This window comes from Bradyrhizobium sp. Pha-3 (assembly GCF_042258325.1).
Lineage (GTDB): Bacteria > Pseudomonadota > Alphaproteobacteria > Rhizobiales > Xanthobacteraceae > Bradyrhizobium > Bradyrhizobium elkanii.
Genome location: NZ_CP170151.1, coordinates 6,388,687 through 6,408,990, shown reverse-complemented (window position 1 = coordinate 6,408,990; position 20,304 = coordinate 6,388,687). Strand labels below are relative to the sequence as shown.

The following is a 20,304-nucleotide window of genomic DNA, read 5'->3' as shown; positions in this document are numbered from 1 at the left end:
AAATCTGGGCTCCCAAACGGCAAAAAGTGGTGCTAAGGAACTCCGATGAAGGCGACCAGTTCCATCCACTTCGTTTGCAGAACCGCTAGCGAATCCTATCGGTTTGGGTGTCATCAGAGTACGTCGACCGGCGAGCGGTCCGGCCTCGGTGCCGGTGTGGCGCTGGCATGGCTTGCGAATGCAGCAGAATCGTCGGCGAACACATCCGGACGTAGAGGGTATCATCGAAGAGATTAAGGGCGAGCCCGGAAGACGCGCCACTGAGCGGAACCGCAAAGTGATCCTCAGCGTTGAATATCCGACGACTGCTGAGAGGAGGAGAACGTGGGAATTGGAAGAGGCGCGCTGTTGTGGCTGCTTGGCGTTCCGCTACCGATTATCTTGCTGCTCGCACTGTTCTGGCATCATTAGGTGTGCAAGGCTCTCGGCTCAAGTCGGGAGCCGTTTGCTTGGCCATACGGCTCTTCGAGTAGTTGCGCAGCTGTTGCGCGTGTTTCTCCCGCGCGACTTCGCGGGCTATTTTTATCATTTCCTCCGATGCCCGCTGCTGCCGCTGAGCAGACAAATATTCGAGGGCCAAAGACCTGGACGCCTCGTCGCCCCAAATCAATCATCCTGTTCCGCCGGCCACCAATAGGAACGGCCGCGGTTCGGTCCGGGCTCGGGATTGCCGCGCTCGGCCGAAAGATAGTCTTCGACGATCTGTTCCTCGTCGAGCGACTCGAGGTTGGTAAGCGTGCTGACGGGGGCGAAGTTCATCTCGTTACTCTATCCCAGGCGGGCAATATTGCCCTCCTAAGCCGGGGGATCGGCGTCCAAAATTCGAACGCCGATTCCAGCTTAGAGGTCCGTTCTGAAACCGGCACGGTGGCCCAGAACATCGCCCGATTTGATCCCGAACCCGACGTGCCGGCGACCACCGCCGCCGCGACAGCAGCCGGTGTGCATGAGACAATCCTGCAACGGCCGGATGGTTACGACACGCAGATCGGCGAGGCCGGAGCGGCGCTCTCGGCCGGGCAGCGCCAGCGCATCGCGCTCGCCCGCAATCTTTACCGCGATCCTTTCCTGGTGGTTCTCGAAGAGCCCAACTCCAACCTGGACATGGAGGGCGACCAGGCCCTGACGCAAGCCATCTGGGCGTCCGCGCACGCGGCGGCATTGTCATCGTCGTTGCGCACCGAACCAGCGCGCTTGCCGGCGTCGACCAGTTGATGGTGATGTCGCAGGGACGTGTGCTCGGGCCGAAGGGCGCGCTGCTGGCCCAGATGATGCAGCCGCGGCCGGCGCCGGTGCCGCTCAAGGTCGTGAGCGAGGGAGCGAGCCCATGAACCGCGAGCCGGTCAACGTCGTGCCGCTCTCGATCCGCCGGCACCTTGGCGCGGGACTGGTGGGTGTCATCCTTCTCGCCGGCGCCGCCGGCGGCTGGGCTGCCACGACGGAACTCGCGGGCGCCGTCATCGGCGCAGGTACGCTGATGGTCGACAGCTACAGCAAGAAGGCGCAGCACCCGACCGGCGGCGTGGTGGGCGAACTCAATGTCCGAGAGGGCTCGAGGGTGAAGGCCGAAGACGTGCTGCTGCGCCTCGACGAGACGGTGACGCGGGCCAACCTTCTGGTCATTCTCAAGAGCCTCGACGAGCTATCGGCGCGCCAGGCCCGGCTCGAGGCGGAACGCGACGACCAAAAGCGCGTCGACTTTCCGGCGGACCTTATCGCGCGTATCTCCGACACGGACGTGGCGCGCGTGCTCGTCGGCGAGCACAAGCTGTTCGAGCTGCGCGGCACCGCCCGAGCAGGCAAGAAGGCCCAGCTCAACGAGCGCATCGGCCAATTGCGAGAGCAGATCGGCGGCTTGGAAGAGCAGATCGCGGCGAAAGACTGCGAGACGAGGTTTGTCGACCAGGAGTTCGTCGGCGTGCGCGATCTGTGGCGCAAGAATCTGGTCCAGATCACGCGCGTGACCACACTTGAGCGCGATGCGGTGCGCCTGCACGGCGAACGCGGCGCGCTGGTCGCCTCCATCGCCGAGGCCAGATCACCGAGACCGCGCTGCAAATCATGCAGATCGATCAGGATCTCCGTACCGAGGTGGGAAGGAGCTTGCCGAGATTCTCGCGAAGACCTCGGAACTGGTCGAGAAGCGGGTAGCCGCCGAGGATCAGCTCAAGCGCATCGATATCCGCGCGCCGCAGGACGGCACCGTGCAGCAGCTCGCGCTGCACACGATAGGCGGCGTCGTCACCGCCGGCGAGCCGATCATGCTGATCGTCCCCGCTCACGACTTGCTCGTCGTTGAGGTGCGCATCGCCCCACACGAGATCGATCGCGTGTCTGTCGGCCAGCCGGTTCTGCTGCGCTTCACCGCCTTCAACGGACAACGCCGCAGCTCAACGGTGAAATGAACCACGTGTCCGCTGATGTCACGAACGACCAAAAGACTGGAACCAGCTTCTATGTCACCCGCATTGCGGTGACGGAGGCCGAGATGGCCCGCCTCGGCAATGTGAAACTGATCGCTGGCATGCCGGTCAGACCGGGCAGCGCACAGTGATGTCTTACCTCTTCAAGCCGTTCTCCGATCGGCTGATGCGCGCTTGGCGCGAGCGCTAGCGGCTCACGAACTCTGCTTCACCTCGACCGGCTTCTACGCGAACTGCGGAAATGTCTCGGCCACAACCGGTCCATCCAGCTGCTAGGAATAGCAGTCGCCGACGAAGAATGGCTGCTCTCGCTGTTCAAACAGTTTGCGTACGACCTGCGCCATGTCGTCAGCCGGCCGACCCTGTGGGGTTATGAACTCGTGATCAGTCACGATCCGAGCGGCGCTGAGTGACCGAACTTCAAACCCGCCCCTCTTGACGGGCGCTCACCGCGCGACTTCGCAGGCGCGGTCTCATTGCGCGTTCGAAGGACAGCCGATCGTCAGCTTAATGTGGTCCGAACTGCCAAATTTTGCGTTTCTAGGGGGCGTGTTATCCGAAATGAAATCAATGTCTTGTGCGGGCGGGGCTGCCCATGCGCACTCATGGGCGCATCCCCGAGTCGTGAAACGGGCACGGTAACTTATGGTAGAGGCTTGCGATTTTTTGCAAAGGTCGGTTGTTCGCGTTGGAGCGTCTTAGCCCATCATAACCTTATCAGCCCGGCTACGTCCGGTTCTTCGATCAACCCCGAGTTCGAAAGTAACACGATCACCTGGCCTAGGTGTTACTCCAGGCAGAAGGGACGTGACATGGAAGAAGATATCTTCCCCACCGGTATCCGGCTTTATGAATCCAAAGCCTTTGTCTTCCTTGAACAGCTTGACCATGCCCTTGGGCATTTCACTATTTCTCCGCTCAAAGACCGCATAATCGCACCTCCCTGTTAACGAGTTGTTTAGCTGCGAACAGCAAGTGGTTAACGCGTCCGTAGGAATCCGGGAAAGCGGCAAGCTCGGTATCCTCGCTGGGGCCGTTTCTGCTGCCGATGTTTTTGTTCCACGCGCCGAAAGTAATAGAGGTTGCTCGGGGGCGGCGGATATCGAGAGAGAGCATTCGAAAGGTTGTAGCAGGCGATGCGTGCCAGCCCGCACGATCCGCTGATGTGGCTTTGGTTGATCTGGCGTTGGCTCTTACAAGTTCCTTCCACGCGATGTCACGGCCTGCGCTGCAGGCATTGCGCCAAGTTGCTCGCCTGCATCCGGGTTATGTAGTTACCTTCCAATCCATTGCCGCGCCGCCTATCTTGGCGTTTGACGAGGCGCGCCCAGTCTTTTGAGCAGCTTGAGCGTTGGCCGGGAAAAGCGACCGTGGATGCGGCCAGACGATTATGCGCTTCTCGTCGAAGGTATCCGCCTCGCAGCCATCGAGTGACACCGCGATCCTAACCGAACGGACAGCGGAAAGCCTCTTTTTGAAGATTTAGCAAGTCAACGGCCTTCGGCGTCAGAGCTGCGACGCTCGCTAGTTGTTCGGATTGCGAAATATGGTCTTGCGTCAAAGAAATACCTCCATCGGAATTCGCAGAGCATCTAGCGCTCGGGCCCAGGCCACGAAGGCATATCCGACGGTTGGAGCGCGGCGCGCTCCAGTCTGCGAAGCGGTCAAACACGCGGGAGTCCGGCGCCAATGCAGCTAAGGCCAGCAATCAGTAGCATGCCTGCGCACGCCTCCAGGATGATCGAACGACGTCGACTTGCATACAAGGCCAGCGTAGATCCCACGATCGTGGTCACGATACCGAATTCAAGGATCATCGATTCAAATCGCTGAACTTTGAAATTGGCAAATTGGCTTTTGACGAAGAGAGTATCTCAGAGACTGCCACGCCGGGCGCGCTCATCGTTTTTCGGTTTAACGTTAAGGTCGCGACCCGTGGATTTACGGATGCGCCGCCGAGCCCGCGAACGCCGGCTTGCTCAATAAGGGAGGGAGGCCCGAGCGAGAAACCTCATACCCACGCGGACGAGGCTTCATTCCGACGCTAAAGCAGTGTCCGCTCTTTTGAAGCCAAAGCCGCGACCGCGAAATGACGGACGCCAGGGCGTGCCTCGATCAATCGGGCCGATCGCACGCTGAGAAGCCGCTAGGAGTCGCGATGAGTGGACGCCAGCGAACCGCTTAGCGCGGTTGGTCCGGGATTTCTTGCCACGTCTTCGAGTGCTCTGAAATCCACTTCGCGGCGTCGTGTTCAGTAGTAAAACCCTTGATCACTTCCGTTTCGCCATCGGGCCACAGAATGTCGATCCTCCAGCCGGTGCCGGGATTTTTACAAGCCAAGAAAGCTGGTCGCTGCTCGATCATTTGTTGACTATGCGCCGACGGTGGCTAGCTACAAGCCAGTGATCCTGCCACACCTCCATCTTTTTTGCTCGTGCGACCCTTAAATTAAATGTCACGCCGATCCTTTCGTGGTCGTGAGGCAAGAAGATCCGGCCGCGGTGACAACTGGGGGCGCGGCTCGGAACTTGGCTCTGTGGTTGCTTCGCCCTGGACGATCGAAGCGAAGACCTTGATGTGGTCCTCGTCGCCGATTTTCTTGGCCGCGTCCGTTTAGATCCAGACAGTTTAACTGCACGGCCTTGAAAGGCAGGCTCGATCATTCGATCGCTCGACGTGCCGCCCGAAATGGATCCTAGTTAGCTGCGCCGGCAGACTGCGTTGGTGTACGTCGCCCGGCAATTACGCCGTAGTCAGTGCCCAAAGAACAACCACAGCAGGATGATCACAGGAATTGGCACGCCCAAAAGCCAAAGCAAAACGCCTCGTCCCATCTCGCTTCCCTCCTTATTTATTCACGCCAATGGCAACTCCGAAGACGCGGCCATGTTCCTAGCCCACCGATCGCGTCGTCCTTGCCGCCGCGCAGAGGGCGGATGGCGGTAGTCATCCCTCAATGATGAGGCGCCCCAGGAACGCATTGCAGGCCCGCTCGGCTTCAGCGAACGAACTGAAGGGAGACCCGGATACGTGAGCCGCTGGCATATTCAGAAAGTCGGGGCGATATGATGCAACAAAGCCCGGCTCTCCATGCAATCCAGGTCCACTCCGGCTCTCGTTGCTGATGACGAATGAATAGTCTTCGCTGCTTGCGATCCATATCTCCAGTTCAGTATCGACTCGGCGGAAGTGCAGGGCCATTTCACCCTCCACAAACTTTGGTCCTCCGTGATCATCCAGATGGGACGCTTAGCCCGCTCTTGTGCGGTTGGCCGCGTCCGCCTCCCGCGCCAGCCGTTCGGCCTTTAGGCGCTCTCGATTATCGTGGATCGCTTTTTGCGCTTTGGCGTAATCCGTCATAGCATCCTTCGACCTGACCGTTTTGAATGCCTTGTTTGGCTTTGCGTTCCGCGGCCGTCGGCGCCCGTCGGTCTCGGTCTTTAATGATTGTTGACCTCCCATTTGGGCTGGCTAATCAACGCGCGGCGCTAGTCTTCGATCCTTCAACGAACTTGAGGCTGCGATCATTTTCGGTTTCTGTCGCCCCGACGCCTCGAACCGCCGGATCGTCAACCGCACCGTCGAAGGCGCAGTCCCCACCCGCCGCGCAACCTCGCGGGTCGGCATCCCGGCCGCCTTCAATCTGATCACATCGCGCACACGGCGCATCGCAAGCCTCTCCGTCGGCATCCAGGTCCCCCTTCGCAAAGCCGAAAGGTGGGACCGTGTCGGAGCCAGAAGAGGCCTCGTCACCCGGGCGACATCATCCCGGAACGGTGGGCGACATCATCTCGGAATGGGTGGCCGACTTCAAATCGGAACGGTGGGCGAGATCATCTCGGAATACTGGAGGGTTCAAATAGGTCCCGCGTCGCAGATCTCGCCGCAAGTCCAGCGCGGGACCTATTTGAAGCTGGATTGAACGAAGCCGCGTCTTGTGAGCGCGGACCTATGGGGGCTCGATCTAGGCGCCGGTAGGCGCGATTGACCCGATGTCGGGCCCGCGAGCGAGTGTGGCCGCAGATTGTCGCTGGAATCAGCAAGCTCGCGACCAACGCGGCAAAGAAAGCGCTGTTCGCCAAACTGGCAGCGCATCACCGAGCGCTCGCTGACGAAGTCGAGCGCGCAATGATTGACTCGAAATAGGAACGTTACGCTAGGCCGACGTTAGAGTCCCCGTTCCGGTCAAGGAACCTGAGGGAGTCGGCATGGGATCAATTCGACACCGCGTAAAGCAAACGGAGACACTTGAAGCGCGGCTTGAAAAACGGGCCAAAGAGCTACGCGAGCGGGCAAGCGCATCGAACCCAGGAGCGCAGAAGGAAGCCCTATTGAAGCTGGCGCGACAGGCGGACATGGGAGCGCGTATGGCGGAATGGCTGCGCTCTCCCGGACAGCGGTCCACGACATGAACCGATCCGCAGAGCCCAGCATCGCTCTAAAGATGGCAGCTGGAGTGTCCGTTTTGCTCACCCTATTGCTCTTGGGTTTTTTCTTTGTCGCGTTTTAGAGAAAGGCCGCCTCGGTTGGGGGGACTGTCCTTGGTGCTCTCCTAGGTATGGCACTCGCAGACGGGAATGAGGACACCCAAGGTTAAGTATGCGGACGATTTGGTTACGCTTTGATTCACCCAAGTTAACTGACTGGCTCACGCTTTGATTCGATGATGCGAACACTGGGCACGGCGGTTTCATCAAGGACAATTTACTGAGCCCAGAGGGGCGCCTAATCATTGCATCGGCGGCTCGGCAAGGCTGGAATGAGGAACGGCCTCAGCATCACCTCCAAGGGTGCTGGGGCCGTTTCTTTAGGACACCAAGTGCCTACGCACTTCTCCGGTGGCCATATTGAGCGCCGGGATGTGCTCGGCGGCAAGCTGTCGCTGAATGAGGCTAACAGCCCACCCTTCCGGGATCTGCTCCAGCACTCGGCCAACAGCTTCTTCGCGCAAGGTCGCAGCGAGCCAAATTTGGACCTCGCCGTCATCGGTCGTCACGCGGACTAGATGAATTTCGGTCGCCTGTTTCATGAGCAATAAAAGCAGCGCCGCGGGAATTTTTTCAAGGACCTTCACATACGATAGGGCTGGAACCTAATGGGGCAATATTCCTGACGCGCTTAAGAAAATGCAGACATCGAGGCCGGACTGCATCCTCTTTGCATGTTCAGGCTCAGCCACCACGCGGCGTCGAGTACAGCTTCATGGCGTTGGCGGCGACATCGTTCGTAGCGCTCATCGTAGGCATCGGCGCTCTGTTTGCAGGTGAGCCTGTCATCTCATGGATTGATCAACCGCCTTGGCCTCAGCGTGTACCCTCGCTGGGGCCGTTTCTTTGGGGCGCGTCCTATTTCTCTATAGACCGGTGCTATCCCGCCGCCGAAGATCAAACCGGCAGTTCGACACCTCGCCGCTTGAGCAGGTCTTCGATCTCAATGGCCCGCCGGGCTTCGCGCGCTTTTCTCGGCAAATGCTCGCGCTCTGCTCCGGGGGGAAGACCCGCCGCCTTCGCCCTCGAGTCCTGAGCAAGCCGACCAAGCCGAGCGGTGAGCGATATCGTTTGTATCGTCCGTTTGCGCCGTGTCTTTGCCATGACAGTTTCGCCTGATATTCCAACTGCCGACCGTCAGAACACCAGACGAATGGACCTGCATTGTCCTAGGAAATCTCGGGCGCTCGAAATTTTTTCATCCATTAGGAACTGATGCGGCGGTGCGATCAGGTCTCGGCTTGAATTTCGCAGCGCCAAGAGCCGCTTCAGTTCGCTCTCGAATAATACCTGCGCTAGCTCGAACATTTCGAGCAATTGCCGAGCCTCATGCCTCGATATAAACCGTGCCACTCGCAATCCGCTCGCGCTGTTTCGCCACGATCTCCTGAACATGCTTTTGGGCAATTGCTATCTGTTCATCTAGGGCAGGCATTAGCTGCCACAAAGCCTTGGCTCAATCCGCCTACAATATCACGCGAACAGATCGTTTCCAGCCGGCAGCATCCTCACGAACGTCCCGCTCTCGTGGTACTCGAGCCAGCCCTGATCCTTGGCGTACTTTAGGCCAGCCCAGTATTCCGCAGGCGTCGCTTTGTCCTGGTTGACCATCGGATAGTTGATCTTCTCGATGTAGATCCGGCCATCCCGGATCGGCTCAAACGCCCGGGCGTGTTCCATGATCCGGCGGGCGGCTTTCTCGGGGTCGGAGTAGGGGCGATCACCCATGTATTTCATTTCTCATCTTGGGTTGCTTCGTCGGCAGGGAAACGATTCTCCATTCGTTATAGTCGTAGAGCCCGGCCCAGTGGTGAACAAGCATTCCGCATTGCCGGCAATCGAAGGCCCCAGAAGTATTCGTATGGGTTGCGCTGCGTTCCTGGATCGCCGAATAGACGATGCGGCAGCCGGGACAGGTGAAATGAACAGTGACGGTTGGCGCCATAATGGCAGCACAACAATCAAGCCTGCTTAGTGTTCCTCGGTTCGTCCAAACCGCCCCTTAGCCGCGTCGTGGGTGTGGTGCCAGTGCTCGATGCTCTTCAGGCTCAAGCCGGAGTAGAACCGCTCCGAGGCTTACCGGAAGCGGGCCTTGGTGCCTCTAAGTCGGGTGCGCCGCCGGTCGCGTAGGGAGGGACGGGCAGCGAGACCGTAATGCTGTAGGTCCAGAACGGCGGACTGCGCCCGGTCGGCAGCCTGATCCTGCCGACTTTCCGGCCCTCGTGGATCGCCACGAAGTCGTCGGGATCGTCTCGCTGACTATTACGGTGGGGCGGAGAAACAGATCCATCTCCGCTTCCGAAATGGCACCACGTAACCGTCGGCTGCGCGGATGACAACCCGGGCCAGCTCGAGCGGGTTGAAGCCGAGGTCGGCCACAGCCTCTGCCGCCCCTTGGCGCGCCAGCTCAGCGACGATTGCCTCCGTTACCTTCATCAGGCGCGCCGTTCTGCATTGCGGTCTGCCATTGATCTGTTCTCGAGCTTCGGGCAGCCACGACCTTGCCCCCTGGTGTAATTATAAGTCTGTGTCCATTGGGGCAGGTGAGGTCAGATAGCGCACGAGACAAAAACGCGGCCCCCTGAGCAGAGACGGTCACAGCAATCTCACCGCAAACCGGGCATAGGTAGTTTTTGTCTTGAGGACTGTCGCAGACGTCCGGCACGTCGAACATCCCATCGTGCTCTCCCCGATGGATAACCACGAAGTCGTTCTTGAGTTGTCGCCGATCACAGTTCGCCGCAGGGCGAGCCTGCGGGCGCGCCCGTTAAGCATTTGTTTTCTATGGCAGCTAGGAACGAACGTGGCAGAGCTTTGTTCGTCTGTCATCCGAATGCAGCTCTCACCATCCCCCCCGACCAAACCGCATTCGGACAGTGTGAGCGGAAGACCGATGGTCCCAGCGTGCTCCCAAGCGCTGGGGCCGTCTCCGTTCGGGAACAACTTGCAAGTAACGTAGTTTAGTTCGGTACGATGAGGAGTGGGACCAACCTATCGGCCTAAGCGCTCTCCCCGGGGCGCTGGGGCCGGTTTCTCCGGAAGTGGGGGAGCCCATGCTCAAGCCGAGCCATTTGGACGCATTAGACTATAGCTTTCTCGGATTAGTCGGAGTGTCATTCATTGCATTTGCTCTCGCCATTGGGTGGCTGCTGATCGGCTGACACGTAAACTTCGGCCTCGCTTGTGCACCCCGGGTGAGCTCGGTCGCCTCTGCCAAGAGGGCGGCTGCCAGCCTTGCAGCAGTTCGGCCGCCGGCCTGAGAGAGACGGGGCATCGGGCTCAAGACGGCGCGGTCTGGCATTGACATAAGAGCGGCTTAACTTGCTGCCGCCGCCAGCGGCAGCGGAGCGGGGACTTAGCTGAATATACTTCCACTTCAGATCGACCCCATGACCGTCGCCGTACTTCGGATTTTTGGTGTCATGGCCCATCAGCTCGTCCTTGAGCTCGTCAGGCGTTTCGACGCTGCGCAGCTTGTCCTTAAAACCATGCCGCAGCGAATAGAGCGTGTGGCTGTCCGTCTCGCGCAGTCCATGATCGGAAAAATAAGCATTCACGGCGGCCGAGAGTGTATCGCCCTTATCTCGGTAATGCGGGAAGCCATCGGGGAATTGCCGCATGGCCTCGAGCGAGATCCCGACCAGCGGGATGTCGCGATCGGAGAAGGCGGTCTTCAGAACGCGATCGCCCGGCCGGACGCGGATGAACGGATCGGCGCATCGAGCATGATGTGCTTGCGGCGTAGATTGATGATCTCGCTCGGCCGGGCGCCGGTATTAATCATCACCATGACGACCGCCCGCTCTTCCTCGTTCATCGTCTCCAGTGCGCCAGCCGCCAGGATGCGGTTAATGATCCACCACGGCGAGAAGGGTGGGCGCGGCCTCGATTTATCGCCTTCGAGCCGAGCGCCGACGACGCTGTTGTCGAGGTCAGTGAGGGCGGCGACCAGGGTGGGATGAGGATGGCGCGGGCGCGGCGGTAGATAGCGCAGCGTTGCCGCGGGTATCCGAGACCATCCGGAAGCCGTCATACTTGTCCTCGAACACCCAGCCGGGATCGTCAAAGGGCGCGTCGGTCAAACTGGCCAGCATCGGCTGTAGGCGCTTTGGCAGTGTCGACTTGCGGCTCATCTCCGGGGAGACCGTCGGTCGGAGAACGGCTGGGTGTGCTTGGGCCGTGGGGAGGGCGCGGAAGAACCTCGGTCAGGGCGAAGTCCGATCCAATGCTTGAGGACCTGCCACAAGCGGGCCCGGGCGAAGACGAATCCTTCCCACAGCCTTGCGAACCAGGAAATGCTCAAGAGCTTCGGCTTCACGATGACAAACAGCCTCTCGACGATCAGGAGGCTGAAGGCGTAGCAGGCTGCAATCATCGCCGTGCCGGTGATCCAGTGACCCACCACGGCAGCAAGCTTCAGCGGCTCGACCGTCGCGATCGGAAGCGCCAAGAGCAGCAGCGAAGGGTAGGGTCCAAGACCTTCGATCGACCGTCTCAGGCTCATGCGCGGACGTCTCCTTGCCGAGCTAACTGCGACGACGTACGGACGTTCCGGACGCTGGAACATAGGGCGCTTCTGCCGGTTTTATGCGGCGGGCAATGCGGAAGGAAGACGAGATGCACGCCACCATCGAAGACCGCGGCGGGGAGGCCGCCGGATCCCCCAGCCTGGAGGCCGACGCGGCTGCTTGGCGCAGCAAGCGCGGCGGTAGGCCCGTGGCCATTGCCGGCGAAGTCCTCGTGGTCCGCATTCGCCGGCGCAAGCGCTCGGTGTCATCGCCCGTTTCTTCGGCCGACCGTCCGCCGCGCCGCGCTAAAGGTCCGCGTTAGATGCGCCGCCCATGGTGGATGCTACGAAAGCAGGCGCGAAGAAATCCAAAGCTGTGACCGCTCGGGCTGAGACACGGAAGCCGCTGCCGCTCGGCCCGGGCGAGCACAAGAACGCCAGGGTCGTGTTCGCGCCGGGTCATGGCGTGGGGAGCGGCACCGAGATCGCCAGCGAGCAAAGGAGCAGGCCGCGCGCGACCGATTGCGCAAGCGCAGGGTCGCGATGGAGAAAGCGCAGCGGACTTTGGATGTAGCGCGCGAACGACACGAGCGGCGCGTAGCCAAGGTGCGCGCTCAGATCGACGTGCTGGAAAATAAGCTTCGGGTCGACGACGAGCGCTGGAAAAGGAGAGCTCGCGCTTGGAGGCCACCCTCAAGCGTGCACGCATTGGTGGAACCCGTTGAACGCTTCCAGACCGCGGCCCACTTGACAAATTCGCGCGCTAGAACAAAAAAGGAACGGTGCCTGCACGCGATAGCGACGATGCGGAGCCAGAAGATTAGGTCCCCGGATGACGCTTTCCGTCCTGCCGACGTATTACTATCGCGATCATTTCGTCGAGATGATGCAGTTTGCAGAGAGGACTTACGGCGAAATCTTGACTGAGGAGCATCGCGCATTTGTCGCGTGCTTCCATGGCCTATCGCACGACGCGCAATGCCTTCTGATCCGTATGGTCAACCGACGCGGCGCGATTTTTAACCGCGCGCTGTTCAGATACGCCGAGATCTCCGACATTCAGGCCGCGACCGATGCGCTCATGGACTGCGGCCACGTCCGCGCCCTGGCAAGCCAGGACTATTCGGCTTTCGTCGCGTGCCTCACGAAGGTTGCGCTTCTTGACGGGGCCCGCGCTGCCGGCTTCGGGTCCGAGGTCCGGGCGTCATGGTCGAAGCCGGTCCTCGTCGACTTCTTCGTCGCTCGGATTCCCTTTGACGCAGCGGTCGAGCATTGCGGCGGCGAGAGCTTCGTTGCGCTGGCCGATACCCGGCCGATCGAGTTCCTGCTGTACTTGTATTTCGGGAAGACCGCCGAGAATCTGAAGAACTTTGCGCTTCGCGACCTCGGTGTGCTGCGGACCAATCGGGAAACTTCGTTTGGCGCACGCTTCGCCGATGCCAAAGAGGCGCATGCGTGCTTCCACTACAGTCAGGTGCTGGACCGCATCGAAATCCGCTCCGCCGAGATATGCGAGAAGGCCGCTGTAGACATCCTGGAGGGACCGGAACGGACGACCGAATATGCCGTGGATCTTGCGGGCCGTGCGGCCTGCCAGGTTGGGCAGTTCTTTGAAAGGCAGGGCGACAAGGACCTCGCAGAGCGGCTCTACCGCTTTGGCGGCTCCGCCGAGTGCCGAGAGCGCCTCGTCCGGCTCCTGCATGCGCGGGGCGATAAGTCTGCGACGGAGGATCTGCTGCGGCGGATGATTGACGATCCGGAGAGCGACGACGAGCATCTGTTCGCCGCCGACTTCTACGCCCGCAAGTTCGGGGGACGACGGACCGGGCTGTGCACCGACCTTTTGCGGACGGGACGCACGATCACGGTTGACGACACGCATCGCGGAAATCCCGAGGCGGGCGTGGCCGGAGTGCTGCGGCGTCAGGGCGGACAGGTGTTCTTTGCCGAGAACACGCTCTGGCTTTCGCTGTTTGGACTTCTTTTTTGGGACGAGCTTTTCGAGTCCGGCCAGATGATCAGCGGATTCGACTGGATCCCGCACTGCCTGCGCGATCGCACGTTCCGCAAGCGGTTTGCCACGCAGATCGATGCTAAGCTCATGGCGCTCGGATCCGGCCGTGGGATGCCGATCGTTCTGCGCACCGTTGCCGCTAGATGGGGGCGTCTCAACGGCATCTTCTCCTGGGACCACGTCCAGATGGCGGCGCTGCGGGTCCTGATCGAGGGCACAAGCGCGTCCGGCCTTGCCGAAATCCTCCGAACGATGTGTGACGACTTTCGTGGCATGCGGGACGGGTTTCCCGACCTGATGCACGTCCGCGACGGCAAGGTCACGTTCGTGGAGGTGAAGGCCGAAGGCGACGCCATACGGCGAAACCAGCTCGCGCGCCTTCGCCAACTCGCACATGCCGGGATCCCGACCGAAATCGGCCGCGTGGACTACCGGTTCGATCCGGAGCAGGACTATGTCATCGTCGACATTGAGACTACCGGCGCGTGGTCATCGGGCGATCGCATCATCGAAATAGGCGCAGTGAAGGTCCAGAATCACGAAGTCGTCGACGAGTGGCATTCACTGGTGAACCCGCAGCGGTCGATTCCGGCTAGGATTGTCCAACTGACCGGCATCACGAACGAGATGGTTCGAGACGCGCCCGTATTCTCCGAAATCGCGGACCGCTTCATGACGTTCATGGGCGACGGCATCTTCGTCGCCCACAACGTGAACTTTGATTATGGCTTTCTATCATACGAATATGAACGGCTGGAGCGGCGCTTCCGCTTTCCGAAGCTTTGTACTTGCGCTGGCATGCGTCGCAGATATCCCGGCCATAAGTCCTATGGTCTCGGCAAGCTCTGCGCGATCTACGGCATCGAGCTCGAGGATCACCATCGCGCGCTGTGCGACGCCCGCGCCGCTGCCAGGCTACTGAACCTGATAAATCGGAAGCGCGCCGAGGAGACCCCGGCGCCGCCGGTGGAAGTGGCCGCTTAACCGCACTCAGGGCAGGTGAAAGGGGGGGGCCCTTCAGGTGGCGATTAGGCCGCGGTAGGCTTGCTCGTACTCTCTCGCCATCCGGCTCGCGGAGAAGCGCGCCTCGAACCGGGCGCGTATCCTCTTCCGATCCAACCGACCGAGCTCGGCCACCGCTCTTGTCGCCTGGTCTACATTCTCGACGATGAAGCCCGTTACACCGTCCTCTACAACTTCCGGCACGGAGCCGGATCGGTAGGCGATCACGGGCGTTCCGCAAGCCATGGCCTCGATCATAACGAGACCAAACGGCTCGGGCCAATCAATCGGAAACAGGAGGGCCGCCGCGTTGGCCAGAAAAGGTTGCTTTTTTGCCTCATCGACTTCCCCCACCAGGTGAACCGCTCGGCCATCGATCAGCGGCTCAATGGTTTTCTTGAAGTATCGGGTCTCACCGCGAGGAATCTTGGCCGCGATTCGCAGCGGCTTTCCAGCCGCCTGTGCGATTCGGATTGCATCTTCGGGACCTTTCTCCGCGGTGAAGCGACCGAGAAACGCGAGATAGGATCCCTGCTCATTCGACGGGTTGAAGAGATGCGGCGGCAGCCCGTGCTGAATTGTCGCGATCCAGTTCGCCCCCGGAAGCGGCAGCCGCTGATGCTCAGAGATCGAGACGAATCCCGCGTCCGGAAATTGCCGCACAACGTCAGGAAGGCCCGGGAGGTCCAATCTGCCATGCATGGTGGTCAGGAAGGGCACGGAGAGCCGGCCAAGCAGCGGAAGCGGCAGCCAATCGATGTGAGCGTGGATCACATCAAAGTCCTTCGCGCGTCGCGCAACGGATTCCAGGAGCATGGCACAGGCTGCGCTGGGATCGACGCCCTTACGTCCCAGCCGCAGGGCGCGCGGCCATACGGGATGCAACTTGCCGTTCGTCCTGGAATCTCCGCTTGCAAACAGCGTGACGTCGTGTCCGAGCCCGACCAGCTCGTCAACCAACCACGCCACCACGCGCTCGGTGCCTCCGTAGAGCTTCGGGGGCACGCTTTCAGCGAGGGGAGCAAGTTGAGCGATGCGCATCAATGGATCCGTTAGATAGGAAGCATCGCTCCGAGGAGTAAGACGATGGCCGCTGAAGCGAGTTCAGCAATGACCAGCAGCGTCCACTCCGGTCGTGCGCTGCCGATCACCGCGTGCCTGACGAGCTCCTCCATCAGCCTCAACATTCGTCCTTGGGAAGACGGTCGAGATAAGGCAGGCCGAATCCAGTGAGTTCATCGGCTTCGCTCACGTTCGCTTCCCATCTCCCTTGAAGGTGACGCTCGAGCAGACAACGACGACTGTCCGCAATGTCGACATCGCGATGTTTTGCCCGATAGAGGCACCAAACCGTATCCACCACGCTTCTGAGCGGGACGTCGTCGACCATGCATCGGCTCCAACAAGAAAACTACCGTGAAGGCAACTCGCGCTCGGGCCGATGTTTCCAGTTTTTCCTGACACGCGCGCCTAGTAACTTAGTCGGACGCTCTGTGGCGCAGACCTCGAGTGCTCCCCAGGATGCCGACCGTGTGGTTAGGATTCAGGCCGACGAAGAATCGCGCTGCTTCCTCAAGACGTCATCTCTTGTCGAGGTCGGACCGCCACACCGCTACTGCAAAGGATGGGCCGCCCCAAAGGAGCGGCCCCTCTGTAGTAACTACGCCGCGGGCGCCAAAGCTGAAGCCAACGCCCGGGCCGCTGCCGTAATAACCATAGCCGCGATCATAGTAGGCGGGTCCGCCGTAGGAACCGTAGCTCCGGCGCACCACATAGCCGTCATCGCCGTAATAGCGCTGGACGTAGCGGGGACCATGGCTGCGGAAGCAGCGACCGTACTCGTTGCAGACGAGCCGGACCTGGCGAATGCCGGAGAGTTCGGGCGAGCTCACGGCGGAGGGGCTGAGGGGAGCTGCGGTCGCAGCCGATCCCAAAAGGGCGGCGCCGAGGACGCCCATGGCGATGATCTTCATGATTGTCTCCTCTTCTGCTGAGATCAGTCGATCTCTTCGATGATGCGACGTTCGTGCGGTTCGACGATGTAGGTACGGCTGTCGCGATTGATGTACCGATATTCTCGCAAGGTCGGCGCGTCTCGGTAGACTTCGTCGGGGAATGCTTCGATCTCAACGTCGTCCGGCACGCGCTCGCCGGTTCGGATTTCGGTGCGAACCGTGCTGCCGGTGGTGCGCCGCTCGCGCTCAACTGGGCGCGCCTTGGCGTTCTTTCGGATCACTTCGCGATCGCGATCGCTAAAGGTCGTCTTGCGCTGCTCGGAGTGCGCCGGTGCCGCCGCCGTTGAGCGGCCCGAATACGGCATGACCGCAACGATCTTGTAGCTGGACGGCTCTACGATCACGATCTCGTCCTTCACCAAAACGAAGTCGTAGCCGCGATACTGCGGAACAATTTCGGCGACCTCGGTTGGTAGCGGCTGCAGGCGCACGTCCCGAGGCACGGCGGTGCCGACCGATAGCGAGAAGTTCACGTTCGTCAGCGGCTGGAGGTTGAGGTGCGAGATCGACGTGCTGATGCGGGTACGCTGTCGGTCGTTGATGTTGACGGCAGCGTTCACGTTGGTATTCGACGAACGGTCGGCCGATTCCCGCTGGCTGTTCGGCTGCTGGGCCGTGTTAGTCGAGCTGCTACCGGTCGGCGACTGGGCCTGATTGCTGTTGTTCGACGCCGGCGGATTTGCGCTCTGAGTCTGACCGGTCGAAGGCGAGTTGGTCTGCGCCTGGTTTGACGGCGGGTTGGCCTGGTTTGACGGCTGGCTGGTCTGCGCCTGGCTTGGCGGGTTGCCCGAGGCCGGTGTCTGCGCAGTGTTGGCGCCGGTCTGGGATGATTGACCAGTCGTACTCTGGGCCGCGGAAGGGGACGATTGAGTTTGAGCAGAATTTGTCGAAGTGGCGTTGCCCTGAGCGTGTCCCGAAGACGTCGTGGCAGACGACGACGGCGTCGTGCTCGAGGAGGGCGTCGTCGTCGATGTGGAATCCTGCTGACGCTGCGCGGCTGGCGGATTCGAGTTCGAAGTGCCTGGAGGGGTCTGCGCGAAAGCCGATGTCGCGATCGCGGCCGCCGCAGTAGTGGCCAATAGTAAACGCCTGTTCATCCGAAAACTCCGTGAATGTGGTGGCCAACAACAATGCTTGACGCGGCTAGTTCCAACTCGGGATATTTTGGCAATAGCTGCAGCTTGTTCGAAAAATAAACTACTGATGCAGGCACGCTGAATTCGACTTCAAGTTCGCCAGAACTATTGCATCGGGAAAAAGTGGAACTTCCCTCGAAATCCGCCGTTGGGACGCACTACGAGCATCCACTGGAGGAGGACATTATGAAGAAGTTGATCGTATGCGGCGTTCTTGCCGTATTTGCTCTCGGCACCCAGGCCGCCAGCGCCGCCGAATTTTACATTGTGCGCGACGCGTCGACAAAGAAGTGCACCGTTGTCGACACCAAGCCGACGACCACCACAACGACGGTCGTGGGTGACGGTGTCTACAAGACCAAGACCGAAGCCGAGTCTGCCGTGAAGACCACCAAGATCTGTACCGAGCAGTAGGTTCGCTCTGAGACGGCCTGGAGCGCTAACCATGTCGTCAGATGCATTGAGCTGCAAGCTGTGTAAGCGAAAGGCCCGCTTTCCCCTAGCGGGCCTTTTTTGCGAGAGGGCTGGCCAAAAGGCGCGCGGTGGCCCTTGGCGGCTTTGTAAGGGCTCATCGCACAATCGCTACCGTACCGGAGACCGAAGCAGTATTCACGATCGAACTATAGATTTCGAGAGATGGATAAAGCCGGCCGGCAGCCGAAGATATTCAGTCGGCATCCGTCGCCTTGAGCTGCGCCATTGTTCGTCCGAGATGCCGACCGGATCGCCGACTTCGGACGGTGCTTTGCCGCCTTCGCAGCGTAGTCCCGCGAAATCATGCGCATCCGTGCGCGTTCGTCAATTGACTCGCACGTTGGCCCTGGAGGCTGGTCTGAGCCTGGTCGATCAGACCAAAGTCATCACAGCGGCGAGTGAGCTGGCGCGCAATACCTTGGACTATGGCGGGGCGGATTTGTGCTTGCAGAGCTGATCGAAGGAGCCGGCCGCCGCGGCGTTCGGCTGACCTTTGAGGACCAGGGTCCCGGTATCCCCGACGTCGAGGCGGCGTTGAAGGACGGCTTTACGTCCGGCAAGGGTATGGGCCTCGGCCTGGGGGGGTGCCCGAAGACTCTCCAATGAATTTTTCATTCATTCTAAGCCGGGCGAGGGCACCAAAGTCGCCATTGCGCGTTGGAAGTAGCCTCATGATCGCTCTCGCCGTGCAGGACCAAAGCCAAGTATCGGAAGCACGGCAAGGCGACAGAGATGGCGCAGCGCCAGAGGTTCGGCGATTCCGATGCGGGACGGGTGGCGCTGGTCGCAACCGAGCTCGCAACCAATATTCTCAAGCACGGAAAAGGTGGCGAAACCCTCGTCGGCCCGTACGGCGAGGGACCGGATAGCGGCATCGAACTGATTGCGTTAGACAAGGGCCCTGGAATTTCGAACGTGGCTGCCAGCATGGCGGATGGATATTCCACCGCCGGAACGGCGGGGAAAGGCCTCGGCGCCGTGTCCCGTCAATCTCATTTCGTCGAAGTGGCTTCATGGCCCGGCGCAGGTACGGCGGTTTTGGCGCGCCTTAAGCCCGGGCAACCGGACGGATCGATCGATGCAAGTCGAATTGGCGCGGTGTCAGTGGCGAAGCCCGGCGAAGGGGTGTGCGGCGATTCCTGAGGATGGTCCGGAGGCCGCCGAGGCCTCTGTCGAGGCGGTCCGGCTGTTTCGTCGGTTCAACGGGCACCGAGCCCCGGTGCTGCTCGATTATATCCACGGCGGCCTCAGGGCTACCCGTGGGGCGGCAGTTTCGGTGGCGCGCTATCAGCCTGCAGCGGGCAAGGTAATCTATTCGGGAGTAGGAAACGTCGCCGGAGTCATTTCCGCTAATGGCGAGCTACGGCGCATGGTTTCGATGCCGGGTACGGCCGGTCACAACGTGCGTAAGATTCAGGCCTTCGACTAACCGCATCCTTCGATGCCGATGCGAAGCGCGTCAATCTCTCAGTCCGAGATACTGGAATTGGCATCGCGCCAAAGGATCATGGTCGTATTTTTGAGGAGTTTTCTCAGGTCGATACGAAGATCCAGAAGCGCGTCAAGGGAACTGGTCTAGGTTTGCCGCTGTCCAGGTCGCTAGCCGAATTGCTGGGAGGCGAGTTGCTCCTTGAAAGTGTGCTTGGGCAGGGGGCGGTCTTCACCCTCTCGATCCCACCCGAGCGCGGCGATATTTTGCGAGGTCAACGCGCTGGCGACAACGTTCGCAAACGCGTCCTGCTCATAGACGATGATGAGACGTTTCGCTACGTAATGCGTCAGATCATCAGCAATGAACCTCGCTATGAGTTTATTGAGGCCTCTGACGGGGACGAAGGCCTCAAAGTCGCGCGTGAGCAGCGACCTGACGTCATCATTCTCGATCTGCAGATGCCGACCGTGGACGGATTCACCGTCCTCCAGGAGCTTGGCGCGATAGCCGGACGAGTGTAACTCCGGTAATTGTATCGACGTCTCTTAATGTGAATGCCGAGCTGAAGGCGCGACTTCCGGCGGGCACCCGCGTGATTTCCAAGGACACCATTTCTCGCGAAAACGTTTCTCTCTTCCTTCGCGACGCAACGCAGGGGGGCATCGTGACCGAGCGCGGAAACATTGTCGTTGTTAACGTCGATGACCAAGATGCACCTCGCTACGTCAAGACGCGCGATCTTCAGGAACATGGCTTTACTGTCATTGAAGCGCGAACCGGCGCGGAAGCGCTTCGGGTGATTGAGGCCGAACGG

General features: G+C 60.5%; 19 protein-coding genes and 4 pseudogenes. 9 read left to right on the top strand and 14 right to left on the bottom strand.

All coding sequences use genetic code 11. The annotated features are described in order from the left end of the window. Positions 1–606: 606 nt before the first annotated feature. Positions 607–759, bottom strand: coding sequence for a hypothetical protein (locus ACE10X_RS30515; protein ID WP_162136636.1), 153 nt, complete (start codon positions 757–759; stop codon positions 607–609). 102 nt (positions 760–861) lie between these two features. Between ACE10X_RS30515 and ACE10X_RS30510 the strand changes: the two are divergent. Both ACE10X_RS30510 and ACE10X_RS30505 read left to right on the top strand, forming a co-directional pair. Further along, positions 862–1,331 (top strand): annotated as a pseudogene (locus tag ACE10X_RS30510) (ATP-binding cassette domain-containing protein); the annotation flags it as partial. Continuing rightward, positions 1,328–2,613: pseudogene (locus ACE10X_RS30505) on the top strand (HlyD family type I secretion periplasmic adaptor subunit). The pseudogenes ACE10X_RS30510 and ACE10X_RS30505, both read left to right, overlap by 4 nt. A gap of 508 nt (positions 2,614–3,121) precedes the next feature. Here ACE10X_RS30505 and ACE10X_RS30500 read toward each other — a convergent pair. The 9 genes and pseudogenes from ACE10X_RS30500 to ACE10X_RS30460 form a co-directional block, all read right to left on the bottom strand. Next, complete coding sequence (locus ACE10X_RS30500; protein ID WP_038383590.1) at positions 3,122–3,325, bottom strand: cold-shock protein; 204 nt, start codon at positions 3,323–3,325, stop codon at positions 3,122–3,124. A gap of 2,044 nt (positions 3,326–5,369) precedes the next feature. Beyond that, positions 5,370–5,624, bottom strand: coding sequence for a hypothetical protein (locus tag ACE10X_RS30495; protein ID WP_080583281.1), 255 nt, complete (start codon positions 5,622–5,624; stop codon positions 5,370–5,372). Positions 5,625–5,894: 270 nt separating this feature from the next. After that, positions 5,895–6,050 carry a hypothetical protein gene (locus ACE10X_RS30490; RefSeq protein ID WP_244435743.1) on the bottom strand — a complete coding sequence of 52 codons (156 nt, stop codon included), beginning with the start codon at positions 6,048–6,050 and terminating at the stop codon, positions 5,895–5,897. 1,180 nt (positions 6,051–7,230) lie between these two features. Beyond that, positions 7,231–7,497, bottom strand: a complete 267-nt coding sequence (locus tag ACE10X_RS30485) for a hypothetical protein (RefSeq protein WP_375763301.1) — start codon at positions 7,495–7,497, stop codon at positions 7,231–7,233. A gap of 886 nt (positions 7,498–8,383) precedes the next feature. Continuing rightward, the gene (locus tag ACE10X_RS30480; protein ID WP_338132063.1) at positions 8,384–8,638 is read right to left on the bottom strand and encodes a hypothetical protein; all 255 of its coding nucleotides are present in this window, start codon (positions 8,636–8,638) and stop codon (positions 8,384–8,386) included. Positions 8,639–10,023: 1,385 nt separating this feature from the next. After that, positions 10,024–10,530, bottom strand: coding sequence for a hypothetical protein (locus ACE10X_RS30475; RefSeq protein WP_193375464.1), 507 nt, complete (start codon positions 10,528–10,530; stop codon positions 10,024–10,026). A gap of 53 nt (positions 10,531–10,583) precedes the next feature. Beyond that, positions 10,584–10,943, bottom strand: coding sequence for a hypothetical protein (locus tag ACE10X_RS30470; RefSeq protein ID WP_193375465.1), 360 nt, complete (start codon positions 10,941–10,943; stop codon positions 10,584–10,586). Next, positions 10,897–11,043 (bottom strand): annotated as a pseudogene (locus ACE10X_RS30465) (DNA ligase); the annotation flags it as partial. The gene ACE10X_RS30470 and the pseudogene ACE10X_RS30465, both read right to left, overlap by 47 nt. After that, entirely contained in the window at positions 11,040–11,414 is a 375-nt protein-coding gene (locus ACE10X_RS30460; RefSeq protein WP_375763300.1) for a hypothetical protein, read from the bottom strand. The gene ACE10X_RS30460 and the pseudogene ACE10X_RS30465, both read right to left, overlap by 4 nt. 113 nt (positions 11,415–11,527) lie before the next feature. On the opposite strand from ACE10X_RS30460, the gene ACE10X_RS30455 reads away from it, so the two are divergent. Both ACE10X_RS30455 and ACE10X_RS30450 read left to right on the top strand, forming a co-directional pair. Then, positions 11,528–11,740 (top strand): hypothetical protein, encoded by a 213-nt coding sequence (locus ACE10X_RS30455; protein WP_157788199.1) that lies wholly within the window; start codon positions 11,528–11,530, stop codon positions 11,738–11,740. 509 nt (positions 11,741–12,249) lie between these two features. Then, positions 12,250–14,415 (top strand): exonuclease domain-containing protein, encoded by a 2,166-nt coding sequence (locus tag ACE10X_RS30450; RefSeq protein ID WP_375763299.1) that lies wholly within the window; start codon positions 12,250–12,252, stop codon positions 14,413–14,415. 33 nt (positions 14,416–14,448) lie between these two features. Here ACE10X_RS30450 and ACE10X_RS30445 read toward each other — a convergent pair whose 3' ends face one another. The 4 genes from ACE10X_RS30445 to ACE10X_RS30430 all read right to left on the bottom strand — a co-directional run bounded on the left by ACE10X_RS30445 (position 14,449) and on the right by ACE10X_RS30430 (position 17,545). Beyond that, the gene (locus ACE10X_RS30445; protein WP_038388687.1) at positions 14,449–15,474 is read right to left on the bottom strand and encodes a glycosyltransferase family 4 protein; all 1,026 of its coding nucleotides are present in this window, start codon (positions 15,472–15,474) and stop codon (positions 14,449–14,451) included. 139 nt (positions 15,475–15,613) lie between these two features. Next, complete coding sequence (locus ACE10X_RS30440) at positions 15,614–15,823, bottom strand: hypothetical protein (RefSeq protein ID WP_080583634.1); 210 nt, start codon at positions 15,821–15,823, stop codon at positions 15,614–15,616. 190 nt (positions 15,824–16,013) lie between these two features. Then, positions 16,014–16,406 carry a hypothetical protein gene (locus tag ACE10X_RS30435; protein ID WP_338132115.1) on the bottom strand — a complete coding sequence of 131 codons (393 nt, stop codon included), beginning with the start codon at positions 16,404–16,406 and terminating at the stop codon, positions 16,014–16,016. Between the two features lie 23 nt (positions 16,407–16,429). Continuing rightward, positions 16,430–17,545: a DUF1236 domain-containing protein gene (locus ACE10X_RS30430; RefSeq protein ID WP_051003377.1), complete on the bottom strand. Its 1,116-nt coding sequence runs from the start codon at positions 17,543–17,545 to the stop codon at positions 16,430–16,432. A gap of 225 nt (positions 17,546–17,770) precedes the next feature. On the opposite strand from ACE10X_RS30430, the gene ACE10X_RS30425 reads away from it, so the two are divergent. The 5 genes and pseudogenes from ACE10X_RS30425 (at position 17,771) to ACE10X_RS30405 (ending at position 20,011) form a co-directional block, all read left to right on the top strand. Further along, positions 17,771–17,998, top strand: a complete 228-nt coding sequence (locus ACE10X_RS30425; RefSeq protein ID WP_038388689.1) for a hypothetical protein — start codon at positions 17,771–17,773, stop codon at positions 17,996–17,998. 792 nt (positions 17,999–18,790) lie between these two features. Next, a complete protein-coding gene (locus tag ACE10X_RS30420) occupies positions 18,791–19,201 on the top strand; it encodes a hypothetical protein (RefSeq protein ID WP_375763298.1) in 411 nt (136 codons plus the stop codon). Between the two features lie 76 nt (positions 19,202–19,277). Beyond that, positions 19,278–19,487: a hypothetical protein gene (locus tag ACE10X_RS30415; RefSeq protein WP_375763297.1), complete on the top strand. Its 210-nt coding sequence runs from the start codon at positions 19,278–19,280 to the stop codon at positions 19,485–19,487. A gap of 56 nt (positions 19,488–19,543) precedes the next feature. Then, positions 19,544–19,681 (top strand): annotated as a pseudogene (locus ACE10X_RS30410) (ATP-binding protein); the annotation flags it as partial. Beyond that, positions 19,682–20,011 (top strand): PleD family two-component system response regulator, encoded by a 330-nt coding sequence (locus ACE10X_RS30405; RefSeq protein ID WP_245376363.1) that lies wholly within the window; start codon positions 19,682–19,684, stop codon positions 20,009–20,011. Positions 20,012–20,304: the final 293 nt, after the last annotated feature.